The 25,166-nt window shown below is 48.9% G+C and carries 23 protein-coding genes and 2 riboswitches; of the genes, 10 read left to right on the top strand and 13 right to left on the bottom strand.

The window, feature by feature from the left end; translation table 11 throughout:
- Positions 1-20 precede the first annotated feature (20 nt).
- Positions 21-347, top strand: coding sequence for an ArsR/SmtB family transcription factor (locus tag HPY28_RS14730; protein WP_005827573.1), 327 nt, complete (start codon positions 21-23; stop codon positions 345-347).
- A 327-nt stretch (positions 348-674) separates the two neighbouring features.
- Here the strand turns inward: HPY28_RS14730 and HPY28_RS14725 are convergent, their stop codons facing one another.
- The 7 genes from HPY28_RS14725 to HPY28_RS14695 form a co-directional block, all read right to left on the bottom strand.
- Positions 675-1,400 carry a nucleoside phosphorylase gene (locus HPY28_RS14725; RefSeq protein WP_173623283.1) on the bottom strand — a complete coding sequence of 242 codons (726 nt, stop codon included), beginning with the start codon at positions 1,398-1,400 and terminating at the stop codon, positions 675-677.
- Between the two features lies 1 nt (position 1,401).
- Positions 1,402-2,067: a sulfite oxidase-like oxidoreductase gene (locus HPY28_RS14720; RefSeq protein WP_173623282.1), complete on the bottom strand. Its 666-nt coding sequence runs from the start codon at positions 2,065-2,067 to the stop codon at positions 1,402-1,404.
- Between the two features lie 41 nt (positions 2,068-2,108).
- Positions 2,109-3,023 (bottom strand): ABC transporter permease, encoded by a 915-nt coding sequence (locus HPY28_RS14715; RefSeq protein ID WP_017252473.1) that lies wholly within the window; start codon positions 3,021-3,023, stop codon positions 2,109-2,111.
- Positions 3,010-4,080, bottom strand: a complete 1,071-nt coding sequence (locus HPY28_RS14710; RefSeq protein ID WP_174230828.1) for an ABC transporter permease — start codon at positions 4,078-4,080, stop codon at positions 3,010-3,012. Before HPY28_RS14710 ends, HPY28_RS14715 begins: the two co-directional genes overlap by 14 nt.
- Positions 4,055-5,584 carry an ABC transporter ATP-binding protein gene (locus HPY28_RS14705; protein ID WP_174230827.1) on the bottom strand — a complete coding sequence of 510 codons (1,530 nt, stop codon included), beginning with the start codon at positions 5,582-5,584 and terminating at the stop codon, positions 4,055-4,057. The genes HPY28_RS14710 and HPY28_RS14705 overlap by 26 nt, the downstream gene beginning before the upstream one ends.
- Before the next feature lie 138 nt (positions 5,585-5,722).
- A complete protein-coding gene (locus HPY28_RS14700) occupies positions 5,723-6,751 on the bottom strand; it encodes a BMP family lipoprotein (protein WP_017252476.1) in 1,029 nt (342 codons plus the stop codon).
- Positions 6,752-6,952: 201 nt separating this feature from the next.
- Positions 6,953-7,075, bottom strand: a riboswitch (SAM riboswitch).
- Positions 7,076-7,346: 271 nt separating this feature from the next.
- Positions 7,347-8,822, bottom strand: a complete 1,476-nt coding sequence (locus HPY28_RS14695; RefSeq protein ID WP_174230826.1) for a methyl-accepting chemotaxis protein — start codon at positions 8,820-8,822, stop codon at positions 7,347-7,349.
- A gap of 155 nt (positions 8,823-8,977) precedes the next feature.
- Between HPY28_RS14695 and HPY28_RS14690 the strand changes: the two genes are divergently transcribed.
- Both HPY28_RS14690 and HPY28_RS14685 read left to right on the top strand, forming a co-directional pair.
- On the top strand, positions 8,978-9,595 hold the full coding sequence (locus HPY28_RS14690; protein ID WP_017252478.1) for a DUF3298 and DUF4163 domain-containing protein: 618 nt from the start codon (positions 8,978-8,980) through the stop codon (positions 9,593-9,595).
- A gap of 201 nt (positions 9,596-9,796) precedes the next feature.
- Complete coding sequence (locus HPY28_RS14685) at positions 9,797-10,210, top strand: MarR family winged helix-turn-helix transcriptional regulator (RefSeq protein ID WP_007720039.1); 414 nt, start codon at positions 9,797-9,799, stop codon at positions 10,208-10,210.
- Between the two features lie 50 nt (positions 10,211-10,260).
- Here the strand turns inward: HPY28_RS14685 and HPY28_RS14680 are convergent, their stop codons facing one another.
- From HPY28_RS14680 to HPY28_RS14670, 3 genes are all read right to left on the bottom strand, one after another.
- Entirely contained in the window at positions 10,261-10,536 is a 276-nt protein-coding gene (locus tag HPY28_RS14680) for a hypothetical protein (RefSeq protein WP_174230825.1), read from the bottom strand.
- Entirely contained in the window at positions 10,511-10,846 is a 336-nt protein-coding gene (locus tag HPY28_RS14675; RefSeq protein ID WP_017252482.1) for a hypothetical protein, read from the bottom strand. The genes HPY28_RS14680 and HPY28_RS14675 overlap by 26 nt, the downstream gene beginning before the upstream one ends.
- Before the next feature lie 183 nt (positions 10,847-11,029).
- Positions 11,030-12,463: an NAD(P)/FAD-dependent oxidoreductase gene (locus tag HPY28_RS14670; RefSeq protein WP_017252483.1), complete on the bottom strand. Its 1,434-nt coding sequence runs from the start codon at positions 12,461-12,463 to the stop codon at positions 11,030-11,032.
- Positions 12,464-12,515: 52 nt separating this feature from the next.
- Positions 12,516-12,615, bottom strand: a riboswitch (purine riboswitch).
- A gap of 289 nt (positions 12,616-12,904) precedes the next feature.
- Between HPY28_RS14670 and HPY28_RS14665 the strand changes: the two genes are divergently transcribed.
- Both HPY28_RS14665 and HPY28_RS14660 read left to right on the top strand, forming a co-directional pair.
- Complete coding sequence (locus HPY28_RS14665) at positions 12,905-14,092, top strand: amino acid deaminase/aldolase (protein WP_017252484.1); 1,188 nt, start codon at positions 12,905-12,907, stop codon at positions 14,090-14,092.
- The gene (locus HPY28_RS14660; RefSeq protein ID WP_174230824.1) at positions 14,080-15,396 is read left to right on the top strand and encodes a D-arabinono-1,4-lactone oxidase; all 1,317 of its coding nucleotides are present in this window, start codon (positions 14,080-14,082) and stop codon (positions 15,394-15,396) included. Before HPY28_RS14665 ends, HPY28_RS14660 begins: the two co-directional genes overlap by 13 nt.
- A 75-nt stretch (positions 15,397-15,471) precedes the next feature.
- On the opposite strand, the gene HPY28_RS14655 is transcribed toward HPY28_RS14660, so the two are convergent.
- Complete coding sequence (locus HPY28_RS14655; RefSeq protein ID WP_174230823.1) at positions 15,472-16,881, bottom strand: amino acid permease; 1,410 nt, start codon at positions 16,879-16,881, stop codon at positions 15,472-15,474.
- Between the two features lie 72 nt (positions 16,882-16,953).
- A complete protein-coding gene (locus HPY28_RS14650) occupies positions 16,954-17,718 on the bottom strand; it encodes a dimethylarginine dimethylaminohydrolase family protein (RefSeq protein ID WP_106834715.1) in 765 nt (254 codons plus the stop codon).
- Between the two features lie 354 nt (positions 17,719-18,072).
- Between HPY28_RS14650 and HPY28_RS14645 the strand changes: the two genes are divergently transcribed.
- The 5 genes from HPY28_RS14645 to HPY28_RS14625 all read left to right on the top strand — a co-directional run bounded on the left by HPY28_RS14645 (position 18,073) and on the right by HPY28_RS14625 (position 23,672).
- A complete protein-coding gene (locus HPY28_RS14645; protein WP_069851198.1) occupies positions 18,073-18,813 on the top strand; it encodes an IclR family transcriptional regulator in 741 nt (246 codons plus the stop codon).
- A 58-nt stretch (positions 18,814-18,871) separates the two neighbouring features.
- Entirely contained in the window at positions 18,872-20,509 is a 1,638-nt protein-coding gene (locus HPY28_RS14640) for a M20/M25/M40 family metallo-hydrolase (protein WP_174230822.1), read from the top strand.
- A 94-nt stretch (positions 20,510-20,603) separates the two neighbouring features.
- Positions 20,604-20,987 carry an OsmC family protein gene (locus HPY28_RS14635; RefSeq protein WP_007720051.1) on the top strand — a complete coding sequence of 128 codons (384 nt, stop codon included), beginning with the start codon at positions 20,604-20,606 and terminating at the stop codon, positions 20,985-20,987.
- Positions 20,988-21,004: 17 nt separating this feature from the next.
- Positions 21,005-22,630 carry a helix-turn-helix domain-containing protein gene (locus tag HPY28_RS14630; RefSeq protein WP_254613125.1) on the top strand — a complete coding sequence of 542 codons (1,626 nt, stop codon included), beginning with the start codon at positions 21,005-21,007 and terminating at the stop codon, positions 22,628-22,630.
- Positions 22,631-22,697: 67 nt separating this feature from the next.
- Positions 22,698-23,672: an ABC transporter substrate-binding protein gene (locus tag HPY28_RS14625; RefSeq protein ID WP_173623275.1), complete on the top strand. Its 975-nt coding sequence runs from the start codon at positions 22,698-22,700 to the stop codon at positions 23,670-23,672.
- 46 nt (positions 23,673-23,718) lie between these two features.
- On the opposite strand, the gene HPY28_RS14620 is transcribed toward HPY28_RS14625, so the two are convergent.
- On the bottom strand, positions 23,719-25,068 hold the full coding sequence (locus HPY28_RS14620) for a uracil-xanthine permease family protein (protein ID WP_174230820.1): 1,350 nt from the start codon (positions 25,066-25,068) through the stop codon (positions 23,719-23,721).
- Positions 25,069-25,166: the final 98 nt, after the last annotated feature.

Genomic DNA, 25,166 nt, shown 5'->3' with positions numbered 1-25,166 from the left:
ACGATCGGAGGAACCTATCATTGAATTTGGAACTACAACAATTTAAAGCGAATTTTTTCAAGGCATTGGGTCATCCCCTGCGGATTCGGATTCTGGAGCTGCTGGCGGAAGGAGATAAGAATGTAAACGAGCTTCAGACACTCATCGGGAGTGAAGGCTCCGCTGTTTCCCAACAGCTCGCCATTTTGCGGAACAACAATATCGTGTACGGAACGAAGGACGGAAACAAAGTCACCTACTCGCTGCGTGATCCGATGATCATCGAGCTATTGAGTGTGGCCAGACAAATTTTTAACAATCACCTGATTGATACGATCTCTATGCTGGATCGTTTTAACGAGGAATGATTGCTTGAGTCAACGTTGGGGAGGAGAAGAAAAAGCACAGTTCTCTTCGACTCTGACACGCCCGCAAGGGGGATTCACTGGCCTTCTACACTGCAAAAAGGGGACCGTCGAGCCAAAGCCACCCTACGGGCGGAAGCTTCTCAAGGAAGAAGTGTTCGACAAGCGTGGTCCCCTTTTTGCAGTTCCGACTGGGTTGGCGTTGTCAAGGTCTACGAGCCCTGTGCTTTTTCTTCTCGCCAGCTTTGTTGGTTCATCGATGTCTTTTAAAACTTAACCGCTATTACAAAAAAGCCCAGGACCTTTAAAACGTCCTGGGCCTTCCTATGTTTACTGGGAAACGGCAATGACTGCATCCAATGCGATCAACGCTTCTGCTTCAATGGCTTTTGCCATCACATCGGTGTGCGGGTTATAGGATTCGATCAGGTCTGCATCTGCATACCCGTCAATCGCCAAAATAGAGCCTGCCTTCATACCACGGAGAGCCGCAATCACGAAGAGGGCGGTGTTTTCCATCTCGACTGCCAAAACGCCAGCTTTTTGGTACAGCTTGTGCGGGAACTCCAATACCCCACTGTAAAAGACATCGAGTGTCAGCGTGATTCCTTCGAATACCTTCAAGTCTGATGCGTTTGCTCCTGCTGCTTGTACAAGCGCGTCCACGACATGGCGATTGGCAACAGCCGGGAATCCCACAGGAACCAACTGACTGGTCAAGCCATCTTGGCGAACCGCTGCGGAGCTGATGACGAGGCTGCCTGTCTCGATTTCTTTTTGATATGACCCGGCAGTTCCTACACGAATGATGACCTGAACGCCGCCCTTCGCCAGCTCCTCGAAGCATACGGCCGCTCCCGGTGCACCTACCCCATGGCTCACTACCGCTACCTCAACGCCTTTCCACGTACCCGCATAGCTGTGATATTCACGGTTTTCCCCGATTTGACGCTGATCGTCGAGTTTCGAAGCAATCAAGGCTGCACGTTTTGGATCACCGCACACGATGACGCGCTTTGGCAGTTGTTCTGGATCTACCTTTAGATTCGTCAACATCTCAATCGAACTCCTTTTTCTCCCACTCATCCTCTGGGATCGGCAATGCTTCACCGGAGAACCGCTCTTCACGAAACGGGTCTGCGATCAAGTGAAAACCATTTTGCTCCCAAAAGCCGGGCTTGTTTTCGGTCATAAATTCAATCCCTCTGATCCACTTCACACTTTTCCAGAAATACAGATGAGGAACAACCAGGCGAAGCGGCCAACCGTGCTTGTCCGTCAGTCGCTCTCCATCAAAGGAGTGAGCCAGCAGCACATCATCACGCTCCAGATCCGCGAGCGGCACATTGGCGGTATAGTCGTGATCACCGTGCAGCATGACGAAGTTCGCTCGCGGAGTCACGCCAATTGCTTGCAAAAAATCACGAAAACGCACGCCTGTAAATGCATTGTCAAAACGGGACCAGCGTGTCACGCAGTGAATGTCGCTCGTCACTGTCACCTGTGGCATCGCCATGATCTCTTCGTAGGAGAGCGTCACTTCCCGGTCTACCTCACCGAAAACACGCAGTGTCCATTCGTTCATGTCATACACCGGCACGTCTCCCTCATGCAAAATGGGAAACCGCTCTGTCAGGATTTGTCCTGGCGGAAGTCGTCTGGCGAGTCCCGGTCCCACTGGGGCGGGTACTTTCATTTTTTTGATCCGATCTGCCTTGTTCATATCGCATTTCCCCTTGTCTTCGCTGTCTATATGACCTGTGTTTAACGGGTGCTCTGCTGATTGTCGCTGCCGATCTGACTCTTGTTTTTCAAGAAGAACATCGCCACAATCGTCAGCACGTATGGCAGCATGGCAGTGAACTGGGTCGGAAGCGAAAAGCCCTGCAACCGAATACTAAGGGCATCCATCAACCCGAACAAAAAGCTCGAAGCCAAAATACCGAGTGGATGCGACTGCCCCATCATCATCGCTACCAATGCGATAAAGCCCCGGCCAGCCGTCATTCCTTCTGTAAACATCGTGACTTGCCCCAGTGAAAGCTGTGCCCCTGCAATCCCGCACAATGCGCCACTCATCACAATCGCCAGCATCTGAAGTCCCGTCACTTTCAGACCGAGACTGCGTGCCGCAACGGGATTCAGACCAACTGCGAGGACGCGGAAGCCCGTAACCGTCCGATAAAAGAACACATACAACAGAATGGCAGCCAAAAACGCAAAATACACGAGCGGCGAATGACCAGAGACAATGCCTCCGATGACTGGAATATCGTGAATAAAAGGAATCTCGACGGTTGGCAAGCCAACCATATCCTTATCGTAAAACGCCCCTTTGACACCGAAGATCGCCCGCAGTGCAAATGTCGTCAACCCCAGCGCGAGAAAGTTAATCGCCACACCGACGACGATTTCATTCGCCCTAAGCTTGATCGTCATGTACGCGAATAAGAGAGAAAAGACAATGCTGACCAGCGCTGCAATCAAAACGGCCAGAAAGAGATTCCCGGTAAAATGATTGCCGACGATCGCGGAAAAGGCACCGACCAGTACCAATCCCTCCAAGCCAACATTAAAAATTCCGACACGTGCGCAGAGCGCTCCACCCAAAGCTGCCAACAAGATCGGCGTGACCATCCGAATGGTAGAACTGAGGAGGGACCAATCAAATAGCTCCATGCGATTCCCCTCCTTTTGCCTTCCGCTTTTTCCACCAGTCGTAGCTGAACTTGGCGGAGATGAACAATATCAATACGGCTTGTATAACACTTGCCAGCTCCAGCGGCACATCCGTATTGCGCTCTACACCCATGGCTCCTGTCTGAAAAGCAGCAAGCAGGATCGAAGTCACAATGATGCCAAGCGGGTGCGAGTTCGCAAGCAGAGCGGCCATCAGCCCCGTCCAGGCGAATCCTGGTACGGTCAGGGCACCGTCAACAAAACGATAGTGCGCCCCCATTACCTCTACGGTTCCCGCCAAGCCAGCCAGTCCACCACTGGCAAACATCCCGGTCAGCATCACCCGAATGCGATTAATTCCTCCGTATTGAGCAAACAGCGAGTTTTGACCCAGCATCTTCACTTCATAGCCAAAAGGCGTAAAACGAAGTACCCAGAACAACAGCAGCGCTGCAACGATCGCAAACAAAAACCCTGCATGCACGCTCATCCCGGCAAACAGCTTCGGAAGCCAAGCGCTTTTCTCCAGCATGACGGTCTGTGCCAGTGCCGCAGAACCCGAGCGATCCCGGAATGGCTCTGTCACGAGATAGCTCGCAAACAATACCGCGATATAGTTGAAAAGCAACGTAGAGATGAGCAACGGAATACGAAAGCGGGCTTCCATAAAGCCTGGCAACAACGCCCAGAACCCACCGACTGCCATCCCTGCGAAAATACCCGCCACAATTTTGATCATTCCCGGTGCTGGCAAGTAGATCGCAACTAACGCAGCACTGACGGCACCCAGCACCATTTGCCCTTCCGCCCCAAGATTGAATACTCCTGCCCGAAATGCGAGGGAAAGACCCAAGGCAATCAGCATGATAGGCGTGGCTCTCGCTAATGTAGACGTAAAGAAATAAAAACTACCAAAGGCCCCTTTCCACATTTCCTGGTAGGTGCCCAAGATCGATTCGCCAACTGCAGCAATGACCAGCGCCCCGGTCAACAAACCGATGACGACAGCCAAGAACGGCTGAACCAATGACTTAGATAGTTCTTTGATTGCTGCCATGAATGCTTCCCCCCGCCATGATCACGCTGATTTTTTCTTCGGTTGCCTCCAGGCGTGAAAGCTCTCCAGCGATTCGCCCTTTATACATGACCAAAACCCTGTCAGACAAGACGAGAATTTCGGACAACTCGGAGGAGACGAGCAAGATCCCGTCTCCCTGATTGCGCTTTTCAATCAGCGCCTGATGGATGTACTCCATGGCACCGATATCCACCCCTCGCGTAGGCTCAGCCGCAATCAAAAACGGGGTTTCATGTCCCAGCTCCCTTGCTACGATCAGCTTTTGCAAATTTCCACCTGACAGATTCCCTGCCAGCTCCTGCAATTGTCGAGAGCCAGTCTTGATGGCAAACTGCTCAACCCAGCCTTTTACGACTTGGCGGAATTTCTCCCGCAAAACGACGCCTCGGCGGTTGTAAGCAGGCTTTCGCTGATAGCCCATCAACGCATTTTCCTCGACGCTTGAGAGTTTGGCCGTTCCCCACAGGTAACGATCCTCCGGAATATGCGCCAAGCCGGCATCCCGAATGGTGGCTACTGATTTATTCGTCACATCTTTGCCGCCTAACCGCACCGTACCCTCCTGTGCCGCACGCAAACCACTGATTGCTTGGAGCAGCTCGGATTGACCATTCCCGGAAACACCTGCAATTCCTACGATTTCCCCGTGATGCACGGTAAAGCTGACTTGATCGAGCAGAGTCTGCTTTTCTCGAACCGTGAGATTCTCCACCTGCAACAAGGGGCCTTTATCCAGAGGAACTCGCTCAGCTAGCTCCTGCAATTCACGTCCAACCATCAATCTTGCCAAATCATCTGCATTTGTCTCATTCCGCGAAACCGTTCCCGTCACTTTGCCTCCGCGCAGTACCGTAATACGATCGGCTACCTCCATGACTTCCTGCAACTTATGTGTAATCAAAATGACGCTCTTGCCACTCTCTGCCAGGTTTCGAATCGTTTGCAGCAGGTCGCGTACCTCCAGCGGAGTAAGTACAGCGGTAGGCTCGTCCAGCACGATAATATCCGCTCCTTGATACAGGACCTTAAGAATTTCGACCCGTTGCTGTTCCCCAATCGAGCAATTCGCTACCTTGGTCTGCGGATGAATCGGAATGCGATACTGCTCACTAAGCGCACGCACCTTGTCCTCCGCGTCATTTCTTTTGAAAAAACCCGCTTGTTTCGGCTCGTAGCCGATCACGATATTTTCAGTCACACTGAATTCTCCGAAGAGCATAAAGTGCTGGTGAACCATCCCGATTCCATTTCGAATCGCGTCCTCTGGTCCGCGAAAAACAACTGGCTTTCCGTTTAACACGATCTCTCCCGACGTCGGCTGCTCCATCCCGTACAGCATCCGCATCAGTGTCGTTTTGCCCGCTCCATTTTCCCCGACAATCGCGTGGACTTCTCCTGCTGCCAGTGAGAACGACACCTTGTCGTTGGCGGTAAAATCTCCGTACTTCTTGGTCATGGCCCTCATTTCCAAGCGATCGGTCATTCCCACTCCCTCATTTCTGTACGTCCTTTTATGAAAATGGAAGACCGACTACACAGCCGTAGTCGGTCACATCCATCACTGTGCACAAGCTTTAAATAATTGTTCAAAAAGTTAGCTTTTCAGCACCGAACTACCTTATTAGAACTTGTCTGGTACTTGGCGGGTGCCTGCTACTATCTCATCACTGATCGCTTTCACTTTATCCACGACTTCTTGTCCAATAAAAGCGTTCAGAGGCGTTTTGCTTTCGTGCGTGACATAGGTTACGCCAACACCTTTTTCTTTCAAGCCGTACGCAACAACACCTGGTTTGAACGTTCCTTCTACAAAGTTCTTCACGGTTTCATAAGCTGCCGCGTCGGTCCCTTTCAATTGGGACAGAACGATATGCTCTGGATCGATCGTCGTACGGTCAACGTCCTGACCTGCTGTGAAGAAGCCTTTTTCCTTCGCCGCTTCGAAAACGCCGAGGTCGCCTACAGCTGCTGCACCGTTAATGAAGTCAGCGCCTTTGGAAGCTTGGAGCAAAGCCAATTCCTTCGCTTTTGCCGGGTCAGTGAAGCTTCCTACATAGTTGACCATCAGTTCTGCCTTTGGATTCGTCGCTTTCAAGCCCTCTTCGAAGCCGACTGTCCATTTTTTCAACTGTGGAATATCGAGAGCGACAACCATACCTACTTTGTTCGTTTTCGTTGCCAGACCTGCTGCTGCTCCCACCAGGTAAGCCGCTTCCTGCTCGCGGAAGGTAACACTGCGAACGTTTGGCAAATCCACTACGGTATCAATAATCGCAAAATTACGGTCAGGATTTTCGGTTGCTACTTTTTTCAATGCATCCTCTGATGTAAAGGAAGAAGTGATGATCAAATCATAATTTTCTGCAACAGCCACGCGCAGATTCTCTTCAATCGCTCCATGGTCCGTAGATTCAATCGTTTTCACTTCTGCGCCCAGCTCTTGTGCGGCTTTCTTTGCACCCTCATCCATTTGTTGAAAGAACGGGTTCACACCAATTTTCTCGGGCAAAATCAAGGCAATTCGCTTTTTGTCCGCGCCCTCTTGTCCTGCTGCTTGTCCTCCTGGCTGATCTGCCGGTACGCTTGTGCCAGTCGAGCACCCTGTTGCCAATACTGCGAATGTCGTTAAAGCCAGCAATAACTTCTTCATGATGTATCTCTCCCTATCCGAACTTTACGTTTTTCTTTATCCTATTAGGTAATGTACGGCTTTTTACCCATTTTTTCAATACTATTTACGAATATTATCTTATAAAATTAATTTATCGTTCGTTTATTTACCCCTCCCCTTTTACAAATACAACAAAAAAACTCTTCCCGGAGGAAGAGTTTGCGTACGTAGCCGTTCTCTTCCTCATCTGTCAAAACCATGGTACAGGTTTTGCAGGAATTGGCACCTTTCTGTTCATGCATAGACATGATCAGTGGTTGCCGGGCATCATCGGGCCAGTCCCTCCGCCGCTCTTGATAAGGTAGCTGAATATATTTAGTTACAATGGAATTCATTCTAGCAGAACGGTTCGAAAATGCAATTCTTTTTTCTCAATTCCAAACACTTCTAAAAGTGAATATAAGTTTAAAAAGTCGTCTTTTCAGCATCGAGAAATTGGCGAGAACCTGAAGAAGGAGGAGCGGAGTGTAGGAGACCTACATGAGCACCGGACTTCGAAGGTGAACGTCAATTTCGATGCCGAATCAGCTTTCAGAACTACTTCGTGATCAAAATACGACTTTTTAAACAACCTTTAATTTACGTGAAAGGTTTGCTGGAGACGATGAGACAACGTATTCAGCTCGCCCAGCTCTTCCGTAATCTCACGTACTTTTTGATGCTGGTTTTCTGCTGTCGCAAACAGCTCTTCTAAGTTGGCTACCGATTCCTCGGTTACGGCTGTAATGGTCGACATCTCGATGGCAACTTCTCCGGAACGCACTTTTACCCGGTCCATGCTGGAGCTTACTTGATCAGCTGCTTGCAGGAAGGCCATCATCCCGGCACGCACTGCTTCGATGGAGGCCACTGTTTTCACGGCCAGTTCTTGGCCTTTTGCGACAGACGTTTCCCCATTGCTCATATGCTGCACCGCATTCTCACTTTCCTGGTGGAGTGATTTCAGAATGTCGGTAATTTCCTGCGTAGCTGTCGCGCTTTGTTCTGCCAGCTTGCGTACCTCATCCGCTACAACAGCAAATCCCCGTCCATGTTCGCCTGCACGCGCCGATTCAATCGCCGCATTGAGCGCCAAGAGATTCGTTTGTGTCGCGATCTGATTAATAGCGCCAACAATTTCCTCTACACGGTTCGCCTGCCGATTGAGCTGGTGAATCGTGGAGGCTGCTACATTGACTGCCTGCACTATTTGCTCCATCTGCGAGGACAGCTCGTTCATCATCTGAACGCTTTCTATCAGACGACGGTTGTTTTGTTGCGATTCCGTTTTCATTGCGTTGGTCTGTGTTGTGACTGCCTCGATTTCCTGGTCGATGGATTGAACCTCTTCTTCGATTTTCACCGTAGAATTCGCCTGCGATTCCATACCTGTAGCGACTTCCTTAAAGGCCACCATCATTTCATCTGTATTGCGCTTCGTACCTTCCGCATGCTCATGCACATGATCGCTTGTACGATCCAGCTGTTCCGTCATTTGCTGGATGTTCAAAAGCATTTCTCCCAGACGGCGCTCCTTCTCTTCCGCTTCCTGCCTTGCGTCATCAGCTTTTCGCAAGGAGGCTTGTCCGGCGAGACATAGATACGTGACGGCTCCCATCATCATGAGAATCGTGACAATACGCATAAGCAAATTGAGCTCCGAAAAATCACCTTCGAAAATCTCGTAGGTTCCCGTATAAAATCCAACAATCGTAACGATGATTTGGGCAATTCCCGCTGTAACTACCAGCTTCCAGTCCAAATAGGCTGCCAAAAAGCCCATGACGATAAAGGCGAGGAAGGTAACCTCCTGGTAATCGGTAAAGTGATCGAAGGAAATAGCATAAAACATAAGTCCGATTGCTACCAGATAACGAATGACATGACTATCTCTGCGAATGAAATAATACGGCGAAACAATTAAAGTGACCAGCAATCCCAAGGACGTCACTTTCCAGAAGTTCACATCCACTTGGTAGGCAATGAGTCCCGCCATCCACAAATGATTCCATAGGATGAAAATCATAAAGCCTTCTTTGTCAGTCAAGGTATTGCGAATCAATTGAATCATAATTGCCCCCCTTTTCCTTTTTACTTATGTATCGGATTCTTTCCCCATTATATAGCCAAACCTTTGCCAAATTTGTGAAAAAAGTGAGAACAGCCAAAAACAATTTCGAATAGGCTATTACACAACTCACACGTACAGGAGGCAAACGGAGAAAAGTGGAACTCAATCAATTGCCAGCTACCGTGCTGACACGGACAATTAGCCGTCCGAACACCACCATTTACTACCCGCAATTGGCAGGCCTAGCCAACCAGCAAGCGGAAAAAGATATCAACCGGGCGATTTATCAAACGGTTCAAGGCTTAATTCACGAGCAGCAACGGGTCCAGGTACCGGGAAATACAGAAATGCAAGGAAGCTACGAAATCAAGACAAACGAACGCGGCATTTTCAGTGTCGTGTTGAGCAACTACGCCTACACACCGCAAATGGCTCACGGCATGACCTTTCTCGGGTCAATCACCGCAGATATCCAAACAGGCAAGCTGTATACGCTGCGTGAATTATTCAAGCCAGGAAGCGATTACGTCAAGGTGATTTCTGAAAACATCAAGCGTCAAATCAAAGAAAGAAGCATCCCCACACTCAATGGCTTTACTTCGATTAAGCCAGATCAAGATTATTACCTAGCCGACAAAGCACTGGTCATCTACTTCCAGTTGTACGAAATTACGCCTTACTACGTCGGTTTCCCCATGTTCCCCATTTCGGTTTATGAACTGGAACCACTCATCAATGAAAAAGGACCGTTGAGTATCTTATCCGCAGATTAATGCATCACCATATTTTTCAGCCAGGTGAGTGTCTTCTTCCATGACACTCGCCTGATTCTATTTGTGTCAGAAAATCCATTATTTCGCCATCGAATAAACGTTTACTTATATGTCTGGAACTGCTAGTATGTTATTGTACATATTTACTTAAGCAATAAAGTGTACGATATATCGAACCAGCTTTCCTGGAGGTATATATTCATGCAATATTATGGTCATCGAATTAGCCAAACCGCAAGAATATTCAGTAAATCGTTAAATGGGACTATGTCTCCCATGGGATTATACAGTTCGCAATGGGGGATTATCCTTTGCTTGCATTACCGTGAATCGCTCACCCAGGTTCAATTGAGTAACTACCTGAATGTGGAAGCGCCAACGATTACCCGGACACTCACCCGATTGGAAGAGATGGGCTGGATTATTCGCTCAGAGGGTGATGACAAGCGTGAGCGCTATGTGTCCTTGTCTCCGCAAGCAGTCGAACGGTTCCCGGAATGGCTGGAAGCTGCCAAAGAGCAAGAGGAACTGGCACTCCGCGGCCTTGACGAAGCAGAACTCGCTATCTTTAACCGCGTACTGAAGAAAATGAACGATAATTTGCAGCCATTGTAGCAAGTAAAAAATGACTTCTCCCAAAAGCAGTTTGGTGAAGTCATTTTTTGTTAGCCATTTTTCCTTGAGCTATGGATGATGGTGTTGAGCTCTTGTTCCAATTGAATCAGTTCAAGCTGTATCTGTTGCTTTTGCAATTGTTTTTTCTGTTGCAGCACTTGTTTTTTCAAATCATTTGATTCTTTGTCATTTACCTCTTTCGCTGTAGAAGTATCCTGGTCTGGTTCCACCTGTCCAGTCGAGCCTATAGCAGCTAGGAAGGCACCCAAAACTGCGATCCACCCGCCTACTGCTACCAGCTCATTCGCCAGATTTTTTTCGATCATTCTTCTTCCCTCCGTTTTTGGATGGTTCCTCCTGTAAATTCTTCTTTATATCTTGTATACTGTCTCGTAATTGAGCAATTTGCTGTTCAATTCGTTTGAATTGCATATCTTCATCATTGTCATTGCCATTCTTATTCTTCCCATTGATTTGCTTGTTCAATTGAATGAGCGGCTGCATCAACTTCTCCTTGTCGCAGGCAGGCTTTTGACTTAATCTGGTTGTTTTATCGATGGCGAGTATGACAAAGCCAATCGAAATGATCCAAAGTGCTATTACAGCGGTATCGTCATTCTCATCACAAAAAAACATAGATACCTCCATGCCAACAAAAGGTCGTGGTTTGATTATTGGCCCTTCTATACAATACGCTTCTGCCTAGTTCCTCGTGACATCGGGACCATCACTTTCCTGATGTTGTTCTGTCATGCAAAAAGGCTCCCCACCAAGCACACTCGTGCCCAGCAAGAAGCCTATTTGTTCTGATCGTATTCGTTATTGCATGCGTTTCGCGATATTGCGAGCCATCCAGACCCCAGCAGCTCCGGCCTGTGCCAGACCACGTGTAATTCCGGCACCATCCCCGCCACAGAACAATCCCTTGATTTCTGTTTCGAATTCCTCCGTCAGTTTCGGACGTGCCGAGTAGAATTTTGCTTCCACTCCGTAGAACAATGTGTGCTCGGAGGCAATTCCCGGTGTTACCTTGTCCAGAGCTTCCACCATCTCGATCAAACTTTTCATCGTGTTGTAAGGCAACACGAGTCCCAAATCACCCGGTACCGCTTCCTTCAGAGTAGGCTCCAGGAAGCCTTCCTTAATACGCGACTCAGTAGAACGGCGACCGCGCAAGATATCGCCGTACTTTTGTACGATGACCCCACCGTTTGACAGATCATTCGCTCGCTTGCAAATTTCTCTCGCGTACTCATTCGGCTTATCAAACGGCTCTGTAAACGTATGCGATACCAAGAGCGCAAAGTTCGTATTCATCGAGCCCAGCGCTGGGTCTTTGTAAGAGTGCCCGTTTGCTGCCATCACTCCACTATGGTTTTCCACGACTACGTGACCGGATGGATTGCTGCAAAACGTCCGTACACGCGTTCCGACAGATGTATTGAAAATGAATTTTCCTTCGTACAAGTGTTCATTGATTTCGCGCATGACGACATCGGACGTCTCCACACGTACGCCTACGTCGACTTGATTGTTGTACATTTTCAGGCGACGCTTTTTCAGGATATCCGTCAACCAAGCGGAGCCATCGCGTCCTGGTCCGATTACCACGTAATCAGCTTCATACTCTTGGCCGTTTTTCAAGACGACACCTTTTACCTGATGTCCGTCTGCTTCTTTCACCGTAATGATGTCCTCGACCTCCGTCTTGAACATCATGTCGACATGCTTTTTCAAATGCTCGAAGATCGACTGGAGAATCTCCAGGTTTTGCTCCGTTCCCAAGTGACGTACCTGTGCTCGCAACAGCTTGAGTCCTGCTGCATAGCCGCGCTGCTCGATGCTCTTGATCGTCTCTGTGGTCGGGTCCGTAATCGAGTGGGTAGCCCCATGCTCCAAATTGATTTCATCTACGTATTTGATCAGCCCAAGTACAGTGGAAGGGCTGAGATAGTCTGTCATCCAACCGCCAAATTCGGTGGTGATGTTAAATTTGCCATCGCTATAGGCGCCTGCTCCACCAAAACCACTGGTAATCGAACAGGCCGGCAAACAGCCTGCGAATTCTTTTTTTCCTGCTGGCGGCGGGCAGAGCTTGATCTTTTCTTCCAAGATCGGACAGCGTCTGCTATAGATGTCATGCCCTTTATCAATCAACAGCACCTTGGCATTTGGTGCTTTTCGCATTACCTCGTAGCATGTAAAAATCCCTGCTGGTCCTGCTCCTACAACGATCACATCATACTTGTTCATTTCGTTCCCTCCCCAAAAAAATGCAAAAAATTCCCGGCCGACGAATAGGGTATACCAAACCTGCCCTATTCGTAGCCGGGAATTTACGGTTCCCTGTAGAGACCCTCAAACCATATTTCTGAGGATATACGAATACAAATCACTATTTCATTCGTCAAGCCTGTGTTGTTCTTCACAACAATATGTATAGTAGCTTATAAGGTGAATCAAGTCAACCGAAAACAGCCTATTTATTCGTCTTTTAAAGTTATTTTTATCGTAAACATGCCTTTACAATCCGCTAATACACCAAAATCCGAACATTTAAAAACGGACATTCGTTATTTCTATATATGACGCTCATCTGCTCAGGAAGGAATCAATCACAAACGAATAGAATAGAAAGAATTTTAAGAAATATTTTTTGATCATTATTTTTCCAAAAAAGGATGAGGCCAGTACATGCGGGATTATCGCTATTATCAGTCTGCCTTTGCCGGTGTTCCCAAGCCGTTCGCTTTCGTCGACCTAGATCTGCTGGAGGAAAATGCGGAGCAAATCAGTTTGCAAAGCAATGGAAAACCCGTTCGAATCGCGAGCAAGTCGATCCGAAGCGTTGCCATTCTCAAACATATATTGCAGTTGGACGATTGCTTTCGTGGTCTCATGTGCTATTCCGCTCCTGAGGTGCTTCACCTGTGCGAGGCAGGCTTCGATGACCTGCTACTTGGCTATCCCCTCTGGGAAAAAAGCTGGCTTTTGTCCATCGCCTCTGAGATTAAAAATGGACGCTCCATTACTTTGATGATCGACTCTCTCCCTCATGTCGAACAGCTCGAACAAATCGCCCGGGAAACAGGAACCAAACTGCCGGTCTGTCTCGATATCGACATGTCGTCTGATGTGTTGGGGCTGCATTTCGGCGTCTGGCGCTCTCCTCTTCGCTCTCTCGAGGCGTCCCTCTCCCTTGCCAAGCGCGTTGCTTCCTCCGATCATCTCTACCTAGATGGTGTCATGGGGTACGAAGCTCAAATTGCTGGCGTAGGTGATCGATACCCTCGTCAATTCCTGAAAAACAGCATCATTCGTCTCCTCAAGCAATATTCCGTGAAAGAAGTGGCTGCTCGACGTGCCACACTGGTGCATGCCATTCGCGAGCTAGGCATTTCTCTGCGCTTCGTAAACGGTGGAGGAACGGGCAGCTTGCACTTGACCGGGAAAGAAGACGCTGTTACAGAGGTGACAGCAGGCTCCGGATTTTTTTCGCCTGGGCTCTTTGACTACTTTCAAGATTTTCGGTTTCATCCTGCTGCCGGATTTGCTCTGGAGATTATCCGCAAGCCCACAGAGCATATCTACACATGTGCCGGCGGAGGCTACATCGCCTCTGGTTCTGCTGGGCGTGACAGACTCCCCAAGCCTTACTTGCCAACGGGAGCAAAGCTGTTCCCCAACGAAGGAGCAGGTGAAGTACAGACACCGATCCACTATCAAGGCATGGAAACGCTGGAGTTGGGAGACCCGATCTTTTTCCGCCATGCCAAAGCAGGAGAGCTCTGCGAACGTTTTACCCGGCTGTATTGCATCTCTGGCGGGAAAATCATCGAGGAAGTGACCACCTATCGGGGGGATGGATTATGCTCACTGTAAAGAAGCACGCGAATCACTGGACCAATTGGACAGGAAATGTACAAAGCCAGCCAAAGCAAATCGCGATGCCAGAGTCCGTAGATGAGGTCGTACAGCATGTCCTTGCTTGCCAAAAGGCAGGTACACGGATTCGAGTCGTCGGCTCCGGCCATTCCTTCACGCGGCTCGTCCAGACAGAAGATTGCTTGCTATCCCTGGATCATCTCCAAGGAATCGTCAGTGTAGATCCTGCCTCTGATACCGTTGAAGTCTGGGCAGGCACCAAGCTCAAGACACTCGGACACCTCCTGCATCAAGCGGGCTACTCCCAAGAAAACCTCGGAGACATTAACGCCCAGTCCATTGCAGGGGCCGTCAGCACCGGAACGCATGGCACAGGCATTCATTTTGGCAGCATCTCCACGCAAGTCGTCGGGCTGACAGTCGTGACCGCCTCCGGCGAAGTCTTGGAAGTATCTGAGCAATCCCGGCCGGAGCTGTTCAAAGCCATGCAAGTCTCTCTTGGTCTCTTGGGCATCATCGTACGCGTCAAGCTGCGTGTCCTCCCAGCCTATCGCCTGCGCTACCAAAGCCGTCGCATGCAGCTAGAGGAGTGCCTGTCCTCTCTGGAGACGTTTAAAACCGAGCATCGGCATTTCGAATTTTTTATCTTCCCGTATTCGGATACCGTTCAGGTGAAATTCATGAACGAGACCAACGATCCCCCCAGCGGCAATCAACGATGGAGCTATTTGAAAAAAATGGTGGTAGAAAATGGGCTGTTTTGGCTCTTGTCCGAGAGCTGCCGATTGCGCCCTTCTCTCACCAAAAGCGTCAGCAGGCTGTCCGCCCAAAGCGTTCCCTCTGTCCACGAGAGCGGCTACAGCCATCAGCTTTTCGCCACTCCTCGCCTTGTTCGTTTTTACGAAATGGAATACTGCCTACCCGCTGAGGATATGGGCGATGCCATACTGGAGCTGCGTCAGGCGATTGAGCAGGAGGGCTTTTCCGTTCATTTTCCGCTGGAATGTCGGTACGTCAAAAAGGACGACATCTGGCTCAGTCCCGCTTACGAAAGGGATAGTGCCTTCATTGCCGTCCACATGTACAAGGGCATGCCGTACGAAGCATACTTTGCCCGGATGGAGGAGATTTTCGCCCGATATGGCGGACGTCCACACTGGGGGAAAATGCACAGCATGACCGCCGAACAGCTCCATCAGGTCTATCCGCGCTTGCCCGCTTTCCTCGCCATTCGCTCTGAGCTCGATCCTGACGGCATGTTCGTGAACCCGTATCTAGCCGAGCTATTCCACATCTCCTGAAGACAAACCTTACGCCACAAAAATGCCCCGACCCTATCATCATGGCAGGGGCATTTTTCTATTGAGTAGGATGGCTTAGCCTTGCGTTGGGAGATTCGGTTGATGCGCCTTTTTGCGTCCATAGCGCACATAATAGAAGGTATAGAACAGCACGAGTGCACCAATTCCGTAGAAGAGTCCAATTCGCTGTGTCGGGTCAAACGCCGGGAAGATCAGAATGAATGTGCATAGCGCCAGACACAGGAGCGGCATCACTGGGTAAAACGGTGCGACGAACTGTAAATCTTCTATTTTTCCACCCTCACGCAAGTATTGACGGCGGAAATTGAACTGAGAGAGAGCAATTCCCATCCATGTGAAGGTAACCGCAATACCTGATACAGACATGAGCAGCACGTATACCGTATCCGCTGCAACTACGCTGGTTAACAGAGACAGAAGCGAGAACGCCAGTGTCGCCAAGAGTGCGTTCAAGGGCACTTTACGCTTGGTCAACTTCCCAAAAACAGGATGCGCCATATTGCTATGGGAAAGGGACCACAACAAGCGAGTGGCTGCGTACAAGCATGAGTTACCGACAGACAACAAAGCCGTCAAGATAACGAAGTTCATGATATCCGCTGCAAAAGGAATCCCCACTGCATCAAATACCGTCACAAACGGGCTCTCCAAGAGTCCCAGCTCACTCGATGGAAAGAGTGCGGACAAGATCGTGACTGACGCCACATAGAACACGAGAATGCGAAACACAACGTTGCGAATCGCCCGCGGAATGGTCTTCTGCGGGTCTTCTGCCTCCCCGGCTGCAATTCCGATCAGTTCAGAGCCTTGATAAGAGAATACGACGTTCATCATCGTCACAAAGACGATCGCAATGCCAAACGGGAATAGTCCTCCATCTGCCGAGAAGTTGGAGAGAAACGGAGCTGGCCTACCTTCCATACTGACAATACCGAATATAGCACCTAGTCCGACAATAATAAAAATAAGAACGGCTAATACTTTAATTCCGGCAAACCAGTACTCGGTTTCTGCAAACCCTTTTGTCGTGAGCGCATTGAAGGTAAAGAGCAAAACGATAAAGAGCGCGCACCAAATCCAGATCGGTGTATCCGGGAACCACCGTTGCATAACCATGCCCGCGGCAGTAAACTCTACCCCGGCCGTTGTAGCTGACCCTAGCCAATACATCCATCCCAGTGTAAACCCACTCGCCGGATCAATATACTTGCTGGCGTAGGCTTGGAAAGAGCCTGTTACTGGCATTTTTACAGAAAGCTCACCCAGGCACGTCATGACCAGATACAGTAAAATCCCGCCGATGATATAGGCGACAAGCGCTCCGCCAGGTCCAGCCTGATTGATCGTGAAACCAGCATTGAGGAAGAGCCCTGTCCCGATCACGCCACCTAACGACAGCATAAACATGTGACGACTTTTCATGGAGCGTTCTAGCTGTGTGTCTCTTTCATTCCCAGTGTTCATATGATTCCTCTCTTTCACCAGCTTATTAAGAGGTCTATCAGGGGTCTATAAAAGAGGAGAGAACTGCCTGCGCTAGAAACGCAGGGACAGGCAGCTCAATCCTCCGTCTTGTTTACGGAATTCAGACATATCCAGCTCAATCACGTTGTAGCCAGCGTCAGTGATTTGCTTTTTCGTGCTCTCAAAGCCTTTTGGAATGATGACGTAGTCGTTGATATGGATGCAGTTCGCAGAGTACTCAACTTCTTTTTCCACGATCAGATGCTTGTATTGGCTAAACACTTCAGAATCGATGAACTCCCCAGCCAGAACCAGCAAGTCATTGCCGAGGTAGGCAATACCTGTTTTCAGGTGGAAAAACTCTTTCAGTGGAACAATCGTGACCTCATATCCGTATTTGGAGAGAATCTCGCGGAACTGGATCGCTCCTTCTTCATTCGTGCGTGTCGACAGACCGACATAAAAATGGTTGTCTACTTGCATAACGTCTCCACCATCGAGGAAGCCAGGGGCCTGAATATATTCAATCGTGTCATAGAAACGAGGAAGCACCAATTTCATATCCTCAATTTCACCATTGCGGCTTTCTGCACCGGGATTGGTGATGACGGCGCACTTTTCCGTGAGGACAGCTGAATCTTCCACAAACGTAGAATCCGGGAAACGCTCGTCCGCTTCCAGAACGGTTACATCCAGACCTGTCTGTTTCAGCGCTTCTACATAAGCGGCATGCTGTTTAAGAGCAAGTTCAAAATCAGGTGTACCCAAATCAGAAGTCGTCAAACCATTTACATAGCTATTTCCCGGTTTTCTTACAATCGCACGTGAAAATTTCATGATGATAGATCTCCCTTCTGTTTTCGAATCTTGCTTTTGTCTAACAGTGGGCGACGGAGAAACGAGCATGTAAACGCTTCCGCTTCTGCTACTTTTGCTTGTTCATCGCCACCATGTTGCATTCATTCTCCTCTGAGCAATCACTCAGAAATATTCCGCATTGTGGAATCGCTTCTGCAATACAAAATTACACTCTTAATGTAAAATAGTTTCAAATTTTTTGTCAACGAATTTTTATCTGGTCTAAATTATATTGATTCGGCTGAAAAATTCTGATAGATTGAGGTCATATTAAGCTGGCGTGACAGTCGAAAAGCAGTCACTATGCAACAAAAAGCCAGGAGGTAACGTACGTTGGTACAATCGATTGACCGGGCGATGAGCATCATCTCCGTCCTGGTATCAGATCCAAACAAGCAGCATTGGTCCATCTCGGAAATTGCTGAACAAACGAACCTGCCACTAAGTACCGTACACCGTTTAATAAGCAGCCTCATCAAGCATGGACTCATCCTCCAGGTTCCTGAGAGCAAGCAGTACAAGGTCGGCTATACGTGGATGGAAATCGGGCTGCGTATCCTCGACAAGATGGACATGCGCGCTGTCGCCCGAACTGTCATGGAGCGATTGGCAGCAGATGTACGAGAAACCGTCTATCTGAACATTCCACAGGGCTCTCATGCCATCGTACTCGAACGAGTGGAAGGTCCCATGTCTGTCAGAAGCATGGATAATCTGGGCGAGCGTATTCCGCTACATATCGGTGCGGCAAACAAAACGATTCTCGCCAGCATGAATCCGACCGAAGCAGAGCAAATCGTGACCGATTTAATCCCGGATGCAGAAAAACGTCGCGAGCTGTTAGAACGACTGCCAGAAATCAGACAAAACGGCTATGCAGTCAGCTACGGTGAGAAAACCGAGGGTACCGCATCCATTGCCGCTCCTATCTTCGGTGTCAACCAAAAGGTCGTGGGCGCTTTGAGTATCGGTGTTCCGAGCTATCGGATCAACGAACAACTCTTGTCCTCACTCATTGAACAAACCCAACAAAGTGCCCAAGAAATTTCCCACAAGATCGGTGCCTTACCTTAATTTTTTTGCCCACTAACCGGAAACAGTTTTCACTATACGGAAAACGGAGGCGTTTTTTATGCAAAAATGGCAAACAAAAGAGCAGCTCGTTGATCTCTTGTGCAATTTGGTAAGCATTCCAAGCATTACAGGATCAGCTGCCGAGAAGGACTTGCCTAGCTACGTCGTCGATCAACTGCGTACCCTGCCTTATTATCAAGCCAATCCCGATCATGTGCGTGCGAATCCGACCGGGGACGGGCGCCATTTTGTCACTGCTCTGGTTAAAAAAGAAGGTGTACGGGACACCGTCATTCTCGTCAGCCATTTTGATGTGGTCGATGTCGAGGATTACGGTGCTTGGATGAAGCATGCTTTTGATCCGAAGACCCTCACTCCTCTCTTCCTGCAAAACCAAGCGGATATGCCAGCAGACGTTCAACAGGATATTCGTACCGGCAACTGGCTGTTTGGCCGTGGCACCATGGATATGAAGTGTGGACTGACGCTGCACATGTCGATGATTGAGCAAGCGATTGCGGGAGAGTTCGACGGCAACATTTTGCTTCTGACCGTCCCTGACGAAGAGGTGAATTCTGTCGGGATGCGTGCAGCAGTCCCAGCACTGTTGAAAATCGCCGAAGAGTTCGACCTGAGCTACACGACCGTGCTCAACTCCGAGCCGATGTTTACGCGCTATCCAGGGGATACGAATACGTACTTGTACACAGGCTCCATCGGAAAAGTGCTGCCAGGCTTCCTCTGCTACGGCAAAGAAACACATGTCGGCGAGCCTTTTGCTGGGTTAAACGGCAATTACATGGCCTCTCAAATTACATGTGAGCTGGAGCTGAACACATCCTTCTGCGAGGTCGTCGAGGGAGAAGCATCTCCTCCGCCGACGAACCTGATTCAAAAGGATCTGAAAAAAGAGTACTCTGTGCAAATTCCGCATCGTGCTGTGACACTGTTCAACCTGTTCCTGCTGGAAAAGCAAATGGAGGATGTCGTAGAGCCGCTGCTGGAATCCGCAAGAAATGTCGCAGAGCGCATGAAGCAAAACTACCTCAAGCACGCGAGCCAGTTTGCCAACTTTGCGCCTTTTAGCCCGCGCGATCTGTCCATTTCCGTCATGACGTACGAAGAACTGTATGCCTATGCGAATAAAACGTACGGGGAAGAAAAGCTGCGCCAGCTGGAAGCAGATGTCATCGCCAACCGCGGCGACAAGGACGATCGCGACACCACGATCGAGCTGGTGGATCAATTAGCGATTCTGTGCAAAGAACTGTCGCCGATGATGATCTTGTTCTTCGCTCCGCCGTTTTACCCGGCAGTCAGCTCGCGCAATCATCCTCTGATCCAGCAAACGATGGAAGAGATGAAAGCATACGCCAGAGATCAGCACCAGGTCAATTTGGTCAAACAAAACTACTTTGGCGGTATCTCTGACTTAAGCTACGTCGGACTCCAATATCCGGCGGCATCCATGAAGCCATTGGTAGCGAACATGCCTTTATGGGATAACGGCTACTCCATTCCGCTTCAAGAGCTCGAAGCTTTTGATGTACCTGTCATGAACCTCGGTCCAGTCGGACGTGACGCCCATCAGTGGACAGAACGTCTGGACATCGACTATGCATTCGATACGTTAAAAGACATGCTTCCTCGTTGTATCCAGTCTCTCTTGCATAATGGGAAAGCATTGAAAGAATAGCAAATAGGAAAAGGTTCCTGTACCGATAGATTACTGTCGCACAGGAGCCTTTTTCCTTATAATGAAGAAAAACCATTTCAAGGGAGGGTTACGCATGGAATTTCAAGCGAAAGAAAATGGCTTTGTCACACAACTGTCCTACGGTGAGCTGCACGTATCTGGTGATGAACAGTATGGCTTTCGCCCCTACCAGCTCTTGGTCTCTTCCATCGCTGTTTGCAGTGGCGGTGTTTTGCGAAAAGTATTGGACAAAATGAGAATGCCGTGCACGGACATGAAAGTAACAGCAGATGTGCAGCGAAATGAGGCAGAGGCAAATCGGGTTGAAAAAATTCACCTCCACTTCATCATTACGGGTGAAAATATGAAAGAAGAAAAAGTGCAAAAAGCCATTGAAGCCGCGAGCAAAAACTGCCCGATGGTCCAATCTGTCAAGGGAAGCATCGTCGTAACCGAGTCCTTCGAATTGGTATCATGATAGGAAATGCAGTGCTAATGCCCACTCCCTTGTTTCTACTTCAAGACATACAGCAGGTCACCTTGTCACCGACAGAAGCATGGGCGTTTTCCGGCGGATCTACCCATGCCGTGCTCATCGTGACAAAAGGATCGGGCCGGATGCTGAACGAGTTGGATCAAGCCACTCTATTAGATGGAAGTGTGCTGGTTCTTTCTCGAGAATCTGCGAGGCAAGTACGCGCTGATACAGATGATCCACTCCGTTTCCTCGTATTTTATTTTGATGCCCTGCAACAGTCAGATCAGGTCACCAACGCGTACAGCCCGAGCCTTTCCTGGCATCTGGACCGCAGCTCATGTTTATTTCACCAGGTCGATCACGGCACGGAGCTTGCCCTCACGCTGTTTGCCCATCGACAAACCAATGATCCGTTGGAAGCTTTTCAAAATCAAATTCGCTTTCAGCAATTGCTGCACCTGATTTGGAGCCATGCAGAACGACAGGCTACCATAGAAACATCAAACGTTGTCGATCAGACTCTTTCTTACATTCATACAAATTATGCGGAGCCAATTACCTTAGACGATTTGGCGAATCGAGCTGGCCTTACCCCTCGGTATTACTCCGAAGTCTTCAAGAAAAAGGTCGGAAAAAGCCCGATCGAATATTTGACGAGCTGCCGGATGGAGCATGCGAAGACGCTACTTCGCGAATCGAATAAACGATTGCGCGAAGTAGCACGCCTGGTCGGTTATGCCGATGAGTTTTACTTCAGCAGACGCTTCAAACAGCAGATAGGCGTGTCGCCAACTGTCTTTGTCCGCATGAATCAGAAGCAAATGGCGCCCGTCACCTTCCACTATGCCGAGTATTTATTGGCACTGGGAATCAGACCAGTTGGCGCTCCCGAAGAGCAGGTCACTTATTTACGCGAGCAATTGCGGATGAAAGAGGCAGATGAGATTGTCAGCCTGCCCGAGAACACGCCAGACTTGATCGAACCATTGCAACCGACGTTTATTTTGACCGAATCGACAGGAGATTGCGCTACTTTCTCCAAGATTGCACCTACTCTTGCACTTCCGTGGCTTGCGCATGATGTATTTGGTCATTTGAACATACTGGCCGATGTGCTTGGCATGAAAGATCAGGCACACATGTGGCTCAGGCAGCATGAACAGAAGGTTTTGAAGGCGAAGCGATGCATCGACGCTCATATCCAAAAGGAAGAAACTTTCTTGATCCTCAATGTGCGCCCACAGAGCCTATTTGCATACGGTGCCAGAAATATCGGGCATGTACTATACAAATCCTTGAAGCTGACGCCACCCAGAATCATTCAAGAAGAGTTGACACGCAACCCCAATTTTTGGGCGACTACAATCAACGAGGATCAATTAAGCCAGTACGCAGCAGATTGGCTGTTCGTTCATATTTTTGATGATGATCTCTCACGGGCACACTTCAAAGAGTTAATGAGACAGGATGTGTGGCAACGAATTCCTGCTGTACAAAAAGGGCAAGTGGTCATTCTCAACCCGATTTGGTTTTCGTATGATCCCCTCTCCCTCGAAATCCAGCTGGAAGAGGCCGTCCGAATTTTGACCCATTCTAACACCACCACATTGTCCAAAGAAATACGGAACATTCTCCATGGATGAAAAGAGTACATTCAGGGTAAGATGAACTTTGTTAATGAGAATCATTTTCATTCATGGAGGATTTACGATGAAACGATTACGCATACAAGCTTGGCTGCCCGGATTCATGATGCTTTCCTTGCTCTTGCTCACGGCATGCGGTCAGACAGCCAGCACCAATCCATCGGCACCTGCACAAGAGAACAAAGATAGCGAAACACGCGTATTGAAGCATGCGAAAGGCGAATCCACCATTCCCTTGAAGCCAAAACGTGTCGTAGCCCTGCAATATGTGGGCTCTATGCTTGCTCTAGGTGTGAAGCCAATCGGAGCATTGAAGGGACATATGGAAGGTGCGGACATGGCTCCGTTGGTCAGTGGCATCGAAGTCGTGGGAGATTATGATGCTTACAATCTGGAGAAAATCCTTGAATTGCAGCCTGACTTGATCCTGACAGGCTCCGATGACGAACAACAAGTATATGAGAAGCTGACAAAAATCGCCCCCGTTGTTGCAATCGATTTTGATCAATACGATGTCTTTGGTCATGTACAGAAGGTAGCAGAAGCACTAGGCATGGAGAAAGAAGGCAAGGCTTGGGAAGAAAAGTACAAAGCAAAGGTGGAAGAAGCTCGCAAGCTCGTACAAGCCAAGGTCGGAAAAAACGAAACCGTGGCAGCTATGAACGTCCGTGCGAAAACAATCAAAATGTACGGCGCTCGTAATATGGGGCATGTTTTGTACAACGATCTACAGTTGACGCCACCTGCACTCATCAAGACCGAGATTGAAAAAGACCCACTGTTCTGGTCAAATGACCTGTCGATGGAGCTTTTGCCAGAATATACGGCCGACCATATTTTCCTGATGCTGTTCCCAGGGGAAGATGCCACCCAATATCTAAAAGAAATCGAGCAAAGCAGTCTGTGGAAAAATTTGCCTGCCGTCAAAAATAACCATGTTTATGTTGTCGACGTGGACAGATGGCTAGGATACGACGCCATTCTGATTGAAAAGCAGCTGGATGAAGCTGTGCAGTATTTGACCGGAACGAAAAAATAACCATGCAAAAACAGCCCGGAAGCTCAGCTTCGCGGGCTGTTTTTTATCAATTGCTAACAGGCTGTTGCTGTGGAACCTTCCCTCTGTTCTTTTTTCCCTCTGGAATGAGCAGATTCAAAAGCACGGTTGCCAATGCCCCTACTGTAATGCCTGACGATAAAATGTAGTTCACGAAATCTGGTACTCCTGCGAGTGCATCTTTTGGCAGGACCGTTACCGCCATTGTCAGCAGAATTGGCAAACCAATCACCATCATTGTCCGATCATCAATCGTAATGTTTTGAATGACTTTGATCCCATTCGCCACAATCGCTACACACACGATCCCAAAAATCCCGTTGATGACTGGCTCCGGTATACAAGTAATCGCCGCCGACAGCTTCGGCACCAGCCCAAGGGCAATCAAGATCAATCCTCCGGCCATAATCGCCATCCGGCTTCCTACTCCTGTCACCGCAATCAACCCTGCATTGGAGGAATAGCCAGTCGTAGGTGTACCTCCGAACAATGCCCCGACAAAGCACCCCAAGCCTTCACCGACAGCACCGCGATTCAGTCTCTCCTCCGTCAATTCACTGTTCGTTACCGTAGAGACGACGAACCAAGTCCCTGTTGTTTCAATCATGATAATCATATAAACAAAAAGCATCGTCAAAACAGCACTGAGATCAAATACAGGAGCCCCATACGGAAACAGCTTCGGCATGGACAGCCACGGTGCTTGTCCAACCGGACTAAAATCTACCGTTCCAAAAAAAGCAGCGGTTACCGTTCCGACGAAAATCGCAATCAGGACAGATACCAGTCTAAAAAACGCACCCGCAACCTTTGCTCTTGTGCCAAGCAACATACAGATGACAAGCACACCAGCAGAAACGGCGGCAATCAAAATGTTGGTCCAAATATTTCCCGGGGAGTGATAAATGTTTCCCATCCCTGTTGGCATCAAAGCAATGCCTACGATGATGATCACCGTCCCGCCGACTAGCGGTGGAATAAACTTGCGAACCGCTTTGGCAAACCACTTCAATGGATACCCCATCAGGGCCACAAACAGCGCTCCGGGAATCATGCTGCCAATCATCGCACCCATCCCCAGCTTACTGCCGATCGCAGCCAGTGCACCGATGGGTACATAGGAAGGGCCTTGCACGACAGGCAAACGCAATCCAAATCCAGTCTGGATCAACGTCCCGATACCCGTCGCAAGAAAACACATTTGAATAAAGAAAGAAGTGCTTGAAGCGTCCATGGTCAGCAGCCCAGCAATAATAATAGGAGCAATGTACAAGTCCATAGCTAACACATGCTGCAAACCAAGTAAAAACGCCTTGCCCACACTGATTTTGTCATCGACGCCCACAACAAGCTGATTGCTTTCTCGATGTTGTTCCACTTTCAAAAGGCCTCCCTAGTGGTAGTTTAGCTAATTACGAACGATATAAGTGGGATTATACCGGATAAATCCGTTTTTAGGCAATTATTCACGTAATA

It is taken from the genome of Brevibacillus sp. HB1.2 (genome assembly GCF_013332495.1).
GTDB classification, from domain to species: Bacteria; Bacillota; Bacilli; order Brevibacillales; family Brevibacillaceae; genus Brevibacillus; species Brevibacillus porteri.
The sequence above is the reverse complement of the archived record's forward strand: the minus strand, read 5'-3'. Positions and strand labels throughout refer to the sequence as shown.